This is a genomic window from uncultured Thiodictyon sp. (assembly GCA_903837595.1).
In the GTDB taxonomy this organism is placed as follows: domain Bacteria; phylum Pseudomonadota; class Gammaproteobacteria; order Chromatiales; family Chromatiaceae; genus Thiodictyon.
The window spans coordinates 1-7823 of sequence record CAILVI010000561.1 but is presented as its reverse complement, the minus strand read 5'-3'; the positions used below and the strand labels follow the sequence as shown (position 1 = coordinate 7823).

Genomic DNA, 7823 nt, shown 5'->3' with positions numbered 1-7823 from the left:
CCAAGGCGGGCGCGGCGCGTCCGTCGGTCGGCCGCTCGCTGCCGCCGGGCTGGGCGAGGGCGGCGCTGGCGCCGATTGCCGATGTCTTCGCCCCCAGCAATTATCACGACATTGGAATAGGCACCGTCTGGTTCAACCGGCGGCTGCCCGATGGGCGCTACGCCATTGCGGGTTTCGTGGTTGACACCTATTGCCTGGGGGTCAAGAACGCCTTGTACAATATCGTGGATGAGGCTGAATACGCCTCGCTCCTGGCGCACATCCAGTCGGGTGCTGTGGAGGTACTCGAACGACAGGAGCCCGAGTATGCATGCAAGCTGGTTGAGGGGGCGGTGGACTATGCCAAGGCATTAGGCTTTGAACCGCATGCGGATTACCGGATCGCCCGGGCGATCTTCGGTGGTATCGACGCGGCCTCCTGCACCGTCGAGTTCAGCTATGGGCGGGACGGTAAGCCGCTCTATATCCAGGGTCCGGACGACAGCCCGACACTGATGCGGCGTATCGCGCTGAGGCTCAGTCAGCACTCAGTGTAGGTCGCCCTTCAGGACCGACCCCAACGGGGTCGAACATATGAGCCCAGGGCAACGCCCTGGGCCAGCGTTGTTTATTCGGCCCAGCCCTGAAAGGGCGTGACATACGGTGGGGCTCCTTATGTCACGCCCTTTCAGGGCTGGGGTCAGTCGTCCGGCATCCCCAGGGCGTTGCCCTGGGCTGGTATGTAGCGCCCCTTTGGGCTTGGGCAGGCGCAAGATTTGGCGGAATAAGGTACTTCCTTAGAGCATTCCAAGCTCAAGCTTGGCCTCGTCGCTCATGTGCTCCTGGCTCCAGGGCGGGTCCCAGACCAACTCGACCGCGACCTCACCGACCCCTTCGACAACGGCCACCGCGTCCTTGACCATCTGCGGCATCAGGCCGGCCACCGGGCAGGCGGGGGCGGTGAGGGTCATGTCGATGGCCACGTCGCCGTTGGGGCTGATCGCAATGGTATAGATCAGACCCAGGTCATAGATGTTGACCGGGATCTCGGGGTCGTAGATGCCGCGCAGGGCCTCGATGATGGGTTCGCGCAACTCCTCGCAGTCCATGCGTTCAACGACCACCTCGGTGGGGTGCCCGGAGGACTGCGTCGGCGCCTCGGCTCGGCCGAAGCCCGCAAAACGGGCCAAACGGTTCATAGAAAACCTCTTTATGCTGTGCGGTTCGATGGTCTGGGGCATTCGCGGCGCGGAGCGCCTGACACCGGCGTGACACCGCAGAGCGGTGTCACCAGCGCGGTGGTTCGCGGTGTCACTCGGGCGACCAATGGGCTCAGGTCGCCTGCTCCAGGCGCCGCCCGACCTCTTGCGTCACCTGCATGCGCAGTGCCTCGGGAGTCAGTGCGTCCAGGATCTCACCGGCGAATCCCAAACACAGCATACGCCGCGCAAGCGCGGCACCGATGCCGCGGGAACGCAGATAAAACAGTTGCTCCGGGTCGAGTTGACCGACGGTTGTACCGTGGCTGCATTTGACGTCGTCGGCCTCGATTTCCAGCTGCGGCTTGGTATCGACCTCCGCCCCCTCGCACAGGATCAGATTCCGGTTGGTCATCGCCGCATCGGTCTGCTGGGCGTCGCGGGCGACATGGACGCAGCCGTCGAACACGGCGCGACCCTTGCCGTAGAGGATGCCCTTGAAGTACTCGCGGCTCACGCAGCGCGGCACGCAGTGGTCGACATCCAGATGGACGTCGAGCAACTGCCGCTCCCCAACCAGATAGAGCCCCTGGAGGTCGCACGCGGCGTGCTCGCCGCTAAAACGGACCGTAAGGTCGGTCCGCGCCCAGGAGGCACCCACGGCGATATTCGTGCACCGATAGCGGCTCGCGGCGCCCAGGCGCACATAGAGCGCGGCGAGGTGGAAGGCGTCAGGGCTCTCCAGTTGGATGCGCTGGTGCTCCAGCACCGCACCCGCCCCGAGCGTGACCTCCAGGACCGAGTTGGTGCAATAGAGCGCATAGGTGAGGGTCACATAGCGCTCGATCAGATGGGCTTGGGTGCCGGCCGCCAAGACGACAAGGTGTCGCGGCTGGGCGACCCGCGGGGTCTCACTGCCGACCGACAGGTGGATGAGTTCGACGGGTCGGGCCAAGGCGGTGCCCGCATCCATGAGCACCACTAGACCGTCATCCAGGCCCGCGGTGTTGAGCGCGGAAAAGAGCGGCTGGTCGGGACCGGCGATGGTGTTCAGGCGGTCCTTCACTGCGTCCGGATCCGTCCTCAGGATCTCGGCCAGACTGCCGATCCGCACCCCGGCCGGCAGGCCAGCGAGCGCCGACAATTCCGGCGCGAAACGCCCGTTGACCAGCACGACGCGCCAGGCTTCCAGCCCGGGGATGAGCAGGTGCTCGATCGCCTCCGGTTGCAGGGGCACGGACTCCGCAACCGCGGAAAAGCCCTGTTCCAGCAGGCGCGTCAGGCTGGTATAGCGCCAGGCCTCCTGCTTGGTGCCGGGGACGCCCTGTCCCTGGACCCGGGCGCGCGCCTCGCCGCGCCGCGTCGCCAGCCATTGAAGACCGCTGGCGGCCGCCTCGGCAGGCGCAAGCCACTGCTCAAAACCGGACACGGCGCTCATGCCGCCTCCTCGATCCCGAGCCAGCCATAGCCCTTCTCCTCGAGCTCCAGGGCCAACGACTTACCGCCGGAGCGGATGATCTGACCGCGGGCGAGTACGTGGACATAGTCCGGCTGGATGTAGTCCAGCAGGCGCTGGTAATGGGTAACCAGGATGACCGAGCGCTCGGGGTTGCGCAGCGCATTCACCCCGTCGGCGACGATCCGCAGGGCGTCGATGTCGAGCCCCGAGTCGGTCTCATCAAGGATGGCCAGTTTTGGTTCCAGCATGGCCATCTGGAAGATCTCGTTGCGCTTCTTCTCCCCGCCTGAAAACCCGAAATTGACCGGGCGCTTGAGCAGCGAATCGTCCAGGTGCAGGACCTTGAGCCGCTCCTTCATCAGACGCATGAAGGCCACCGCGTCCAGTTCCGGCTGCCCGCGCGCCGCGCGGATGGCGTTGAGCGCGGCCTTGAGGAAATAAGTGTTGTTGACCCCCGGTAGCTCCACCGGGTACTGGAAGGCGAGGAAGAGACCCAGGTGAGCGCGCTCCTCCGGCGCCAGTGCCAGCAGGTCCTGACCATCGAAGGTGACGCTGCCGGCAGTCACCGTATAGCCGTCACGGCCGGACAACACATGGGCCAGCGTGCTCTTGCCGGAGCCATTGGGGCCCATGATGGCATGGATCTCACCGCGACCGATTTCCAGGTCGAGCCCCTTGAGTATCTCCTTCTCGCCGACCTTGGCCCTCAGGCCCTTCACAGACAACATCTTGCGTTTTCTCCTGTTGGTTAACCGACGGCGCCTTCGAGGCTGATACTCAAGAGCTTCTGGGCCTCCACCGCGAACTCCATGGGGAGCTGCTTGAAGACCTCCTTGCAGAAGCCGTTGACAATCATCGAGACGGCATCTTCCGCGGTCAGTCCTCGCGAGCGGCAGTAGAACAGCTGGTCATCGCTGATCTTCGAGGTGGTCGCCTCGTGCTCGGTTTGCGCCGTCGGGTTCTTGACCTCAATGTAAGGGACGGTGTGGGCGGCACAGCGCGCCCCGATGAGCAGCGAGTCGCACTGGGTATGGTTGCGCGCCCCCGCCGCCTTGGTGGCGATGCGCACCAGCCCCCGGTAGGTCTGTTCGCCCTCCCCGGCCGCGATGCCCTTGGACACGATGGTCGAACTGGTGTTGCGACCCAAGTGGATCATCTTGGTCCCGGTGTCGGCCTGCTGGCGGCCCTTGGTGACGGCCACCGAGTAGAACTCACCCACCGAGTCGTCCCCTCGCAGCAGACAACTGGGATACTTCCAGGTGATGGCCGAGCCGGTCTCGACCTGGGTCCAGGAGATCTTGGAGCGGGCGCCGCGACAGTCCCCGCGCTTGGTCACGAAGTTGTAGATGCCGCCGCGCCCCTTGGCGTCGCCCGGGTACCAGTTTTGGACCGTGGAGTATTTGATCTCGGCGTCGTCCATGGCGATCAGCTCCACCACCGCGGCGTGGAGCTGGTTCTCGTCGCGCATGGGGGCGGTGCAGCCCTCCAGATAGCTGACGTAACTGCCCGCCTCGGCGATGATCAGGGTGCGCTCGAACTGGCCGGTGTTGCGGGCGTTGATGCGGAAATAGGTGCTGAGCTCCATCGGGCAGCGCACACCTTTTGGCACATAGACGAAGGTCCCATCGCTGAAGACCGCGGCGTTCAAGGCGGCGTAGAAATTGTCCGTGTGGGGGACGACCGAGCCCAGATACTGCTTGATCAGGTCCGGATGATCATGGACCGCCTCGGAGATGGCGCAGAAAATGACGCCGGCCGCGGCCAACTGGGTACGGAAGGTGGTCGCCACCGACACGCTGTCGAACACAGCGTCCACCGCGATCCCGGACAGGGCCATCTGCTCCTCGATCGGGATGCCGAGCTTGGTGTAGGTTTCAAGCAGCGCGGGGTCGATCTCGTCCAGGCTCTTGGGGCCGTCCTTGGACTTGGGGGCGGAGAAGTAAGAGATTGCCTGGAAGTCGATCGGCGGATAATGCACTTGGGCCCAGCGCGGTGCAGTCATCGTCTGCCAGTGTCGAAAGGCGCGCAGACGGTAGTCGAGCATGAACTCCGGCTCACCCTTACGCGCGGAGATGGCCCGCACCACGCCCTCGTCCAGACCGGGCGGCAGGGTGTCGGACGCAATCTCGGTCACGAAACCATGTTCGTACTCCGACGTAACGATCGCTTCTACGGCAGAACTGACAGTCATCACAGGCTCCGGCGCGCTGTCGCGCCCATTTCTGAGCAGGCCACTAGGTTTCAAATATACGTCTGGCGGGCGGCGTTGCAAGCGCTCAGTCTGAACGCGGTCCAGCCTATGGTAAAGTCGGCCCCCAACGCGCGTCACCCAACCCGCCGATCCGGCCGGCCCTTACGGAGAACCCCGATGCCTTTGCCCCAGACCGCCCCCCAGACCCCCCCCAGGCCCCGCCGCCAGGCCCCGCTGCTCTCCAGGGTCATCCCCGCGATCGGGGCGGTGGCGATGGTCGCACTGCTGGCCGGTTGCACTGGGGACGTGCCCTTACTGCGCGCGGGCGGCCCCGGCGACCAGCACTGCCGCGACGAGTGCAACGTGCTCAAGACCCAGTGTCAACAGCGTCAGCAGAACCGCGAGCTGGGATGCGCTGCTGGGCTCAAGGTTGCCGCAGCGGACGGCGGCCAATGCCGCAAGCCCGGGGTGCGCAACTGCGGTGAGCCTTACACCTGTCTCGGGGCGGACATGAGCATCTGCCAACGCGAATACCTGCCCTGCGCCAAGGCCTGCGGCGGGAGCGGCGAGCCGCGGCCGAACGCCGCGACCGGCAGCGCACCGCCCGCCAAGGCCGACAAGACCGGTGGCGCGGCGGGCTGAAACCATCGTCGGGGCAATGTCGGCACGCCAACACCCGGTAAGAAGAACGCCGTTGGTCCCCGCTTGCTGATTGAGTCGATCCGCCCGCCGCCGCCATTGACTGCCCACGAACGGAGACCCCCGATGCACTTGCCGCAGACCTCCTCTCGCACCGACCGCCAGTCCCGCCCGCTCGCCCGGATAATCGCCGCGCTGGGTGCGGTCGCCGTCATCGCACTGCTCGTCGGCTGCAGCCACGGGCGCGACGAGCCCGCGCCACAGCCGCAGACGATTCGGTCCGGCAGCCCGGACGCCAAGAGCTGCCGCGGACAATGCGAGCTGACCAAGGGACAGTGTCAACAGCTCCAGCAGAACCGCGCGGAGGCGTGCCCCCAGGGGGCCGCCAACGCCTGGGCCGCCTATGACCTTTGCATTGCGAATGCTGGCCGCAGCTGCGCGGCCCCCACCCGCTGTCTGGACGAGGACGTCAACAGCTGCAAACGGGAATACACGCAATGCATCAAAGCCTGCGGGGCAATCGTTGCACCGCGACCAGGCACCGGGGCCGATACCGCGGTCGCCCCCCAGGGCGAGAAGACCACCGGCGGCGCACCTGTCGCGCCGCCACCCGGCACCGGGGCCGACACCGTGACGCCTGCCCCGGTGCCACCCGTCGCGCCGCCGCCAGGCACCAGGGCCAAGACCGGAACGTCCCCCAAGATCGACAGGACCGCTGACGTCATACCCGTCGCGCCGCCGTCTGGCACCGTACCCGCTACCGCGACCGCCCCCCAGGTCGAGACGAGCGCCGGCAGCGCACCCGTCGCACCGCCGCCAGGCGCCGGGGCCGGGGCCGCGTCGACACCCAAGATCGACAAGACGGCCGGCGGCCCACCCGTCGCAACGCCGCCAGGCGCCGGAGCCGACACCGTAACGCCCCCCAAGGTCGACAAGACCTCCGGCAGCGCACCCCTCGCGCCGCCGCCTGGCGCCGAGGCCGACACCGGAACGCCGCCCAAGGTCGAGACGACCGCTGTCGTCGGCGCACCCGTCGCGCCGCCGCCGGGCACCGGGGCCGACACCGGGGCGCCCCCCAAGGTCGACAAGACTGATGGCGGCGCTCCCGTCGCGCCGCGGCCGGGTAACGAGGCCGAAGCCGCTCCACTCCCCGCGGCGCCCGCGCCCGCCAAGGTCGACAATGGCGGTCGTACGGCGGGCTGAGCGGATCAGTCACCGTATCCTTCCCGTTAAACCCTGATAGAATTCGCGGCAAGCCGGAAACGGGGGTCACCGATCCTGTGCCGCGACTCCCCCCAATCCTGCCGGGACCGTCCAAGGTCCAGACCACTCGACACTCACCTGGAGAACAATCAAGATGGCCCAACTCTTTTCCGCCGACTGGATGAACGAGTACAAGAACGCCTGGAACGGGGAGCCCGAGGTCTGCGAAAAACTCGCGGAGATCGGTTTCAACTCAGTGGTCTACTGCGGCTTTAAGAATGAAGAGAACCCGCGCAGTCTGTTCATCGTGGAGAACGGCGTCTGCGTGGATGCCGGGGCCTGGTCGGCGAGCGCCCCAGCACCCAATTGGGACATGCGCGCCGACCCGAAGGATTGGCTCAAGTGGATCGAGAACGGTATCGGCATGACCGGTCTGGGCATGGCCTTCATGACCGGCAAGCTCCACTTCAAGGTCGGTGACTATAAGGCGATGCTCAAGGACCCGCGGATGGCCAACCCATTCGTCAAGAGCTTCGGCCTGATGCAGATGATCGGCGCCGACAAGCTCTGAAAGGACGTGCGATGGGTCAGCTATAGCCAGCATGACTGAACGTCACGCCCGCTCAGGGTGCAACGGAACAGAAAAACGAGGTAAGAGCTGAACCCCAGGGTTTTCGGCAACTGCCTATCTGTCGTATCGCTGGGGTGCGGACCGAGCGCCCTGGCCAGGATAGCCCCAAAACGACAGCGCCCGCGCATCCTTGCAGATGCACGGGCGGTGTCGCGACCTTCGAGAGGTCCGACTTGACGGAACGGCCCCACTTGACCGCCAGGTCCATCAGCTTGCCCACGCCCTTCTCGTCCAGGACCTCGAAGGGGGATGCCGATGAGAATGCGCTGTATGCGGCGCTGGATTGGCTGCGGGAGCGGTAGCCCGCCATTGAGCAGCGACTGGCCAAGCGGCATTTGCAGGAGGGTGGACGGGTGCTCTACGACCTGTCCTCCAGCTATTTCGAGGCTGAGTCGTGTCCGTTGGCTGCGCGCGGCTATTCCCGTGACGAGAAAAAGGGCAAATTGCAGGTCAACTATGGATTGCTGACTGATGCGCGCGGTTGCCCAGTCGCCATCTCGGTGTTTGCGGGCAATACCACTG

At 65.8% G+C, this 7823-nt stretch carries 8 protein-coding genes; 4 read left to right on the top strand and 4 right to left on the bottom strand.

What is annotated here, in order from left to right; translation table 11 throughout:
- Positions 1-536: hypothetical protein (locus QZY44_RS34240; protein WP_295458472.1), on the top strand; the 536-nt coding region annotated here is incomplete at its 5' end.
- 240 nt (positions 537-776) lie between these two features.
- On the opposite strand, the gene QZY44_RS34235 is transcribed toward QZY44_RS34240, so the two are convergent.
- The 4 genes from QZY44_RS34235 to sufB all read right to left on the bottom strand — a co-directional run bounded on the left by QZY44_RS34235 (position 777) and on the right by sufB (position 4828).
- The gene (locus tag QZY44_RS34235) at positions 777-1178 is read right to left on the bottom strand and encodes an SUF system Fe-S cluster assembly protein (RefSeq protein WP_295458469.1); all 402 of its coding nucleotides are present in this window, start codon (positions 1176-1178) and stop codon (positions 777-779) included.
- A gap of 133 nt (positions 1179-1311) precedes the next feature.
- Complete coding sequence (gene sufD / locus QZY44_RS34230; RefSeq protein WP_295458466.1) at positions 1312-2616, bottom strand: Fe-S cluster assembly protein SufD; 1305 nt, start codon at positions 2614-2616, stop codon at positions 1312-1314.
- The gene (sufC, locus tag QZY44_RS34225; protein WP_295458462.1) at positions 2613-3365 is read right to left on the bottom strand and encodes a Fe-S cluster assembly ATPase SufC; all 753 of its coding nucleotides are present in this window, start codon (positions 3363-3365) and stop codon (positions 2613-2615) included. Before sufC ends, sufD begins: the two co-directional genes overlap by 4 nt.
- A gap of 20 nt (positions 3366-3385) precedes the next feature.
- Positions 3386-4828, bottom strand: a complete 1443-nt coding sequence (gene sufB / locus QZY44_RS34220) for a Fe-S cluster assembly protein SufB (protein ID WP_295458457.1) — start codon at positions 4826-4828, stop codon at positions 3386-3388.
- Positions 4829-5005: 177 nt separating this feature from the next.
- On the opposite strand from sufB, the gene QZY44_RS34215 reads away from it, so the two are divergent.
- The 3 genes from QZY44_RS34215 (at position 5006) to QZY44_RS34205 (ending at position 7241) form a co-directional block, all read left to right on the top strand.
- Positions 5006-5470, top strand: coding sequence for a hypothetical protein (locus tag QZY44_RS34215; protein WP_295458454.1), 465 nt, complete (start codon positions 5006-5008; stop codon positions 5468-5470).
- 123 nt (positions 5471-5593) lie between these two features.
- A complete protein-coding gene (locus QZY44_RS34210) occupies positions 5594-6670 on the top strand; it encodes a hypothetical protein (RefSeq protein ID WP_295458452.1) in 1077 nt (358 codons plus the stop codon).
- Positions 6671-6824: 154 nt separating this feature from the next.
- The gene (locus tag QZY44_RS34205; protein WP_295458450.1) at positions 6825-7241 is read left to right on the top strand and encodes an SCP-2 sterol transfer family protein; all 417 of its coding nucleotides are present in this window, start codon (positions 6825-6827) and stop codon (positions 7239-7241) included.
- Positions 7242-7823: the final 582 nt, after the last annotated feature.

Excerpts from the sequence above, each read along its gene's own strand:
- QZY44_RS34215 (WP_295458454.1), top strand. The coding sequence starts at position 5,006 with ATGCCTTTGCCCCAGACCGCCCCCCAGACCCCCCCCAGGCCCCGCCGC.
- QZY44_RS34210 (WP_295458452.1), top strand. The coding sequence starts at position 5,594 with ATGCACTTGCCGCAGACCTCCTCTCGCACCGACCGCCAGTCCCGCCCG.
- QZY44_RS34235 (WP_295458469.1), bottom strand. The coding sequence starts at position 1,178 with ATGAACCGTTTGGCCCGTTTTGCGGGCTTCGGCCGAGCCGAGGCGCCG.
- sufD (WP_295458466.1), bottom strand. The coding sequence starts at position 2,616 with ATGAGCGCCGTGTCCGGTTTTGAGCAGTGGCTTGCGCCTGCCGAGGCG.
- sufB (WP_295458457.1), bottom strand. The coding sequence starts at position 4,828 with ATGACTGTCAGTTCTGCCGTAGAAGCGATCGTTACGTCGGAGTACGAA.
- sufC (WP_295458462.1), bottom strand. The coding sequence starts at position 3,365 with ATGTTGTCTGTGAAGGGCCTGAGGGCCAAGGTCGGCGAGAAGGAGATA.
- QZY44_RS34205 (WP_295458450.1), top strand. The coding sequence starts at position 6,825 with ATGGCCCAACTCTTTTCCGCCGACTGGATGAACGAGTACAAGAACGCC.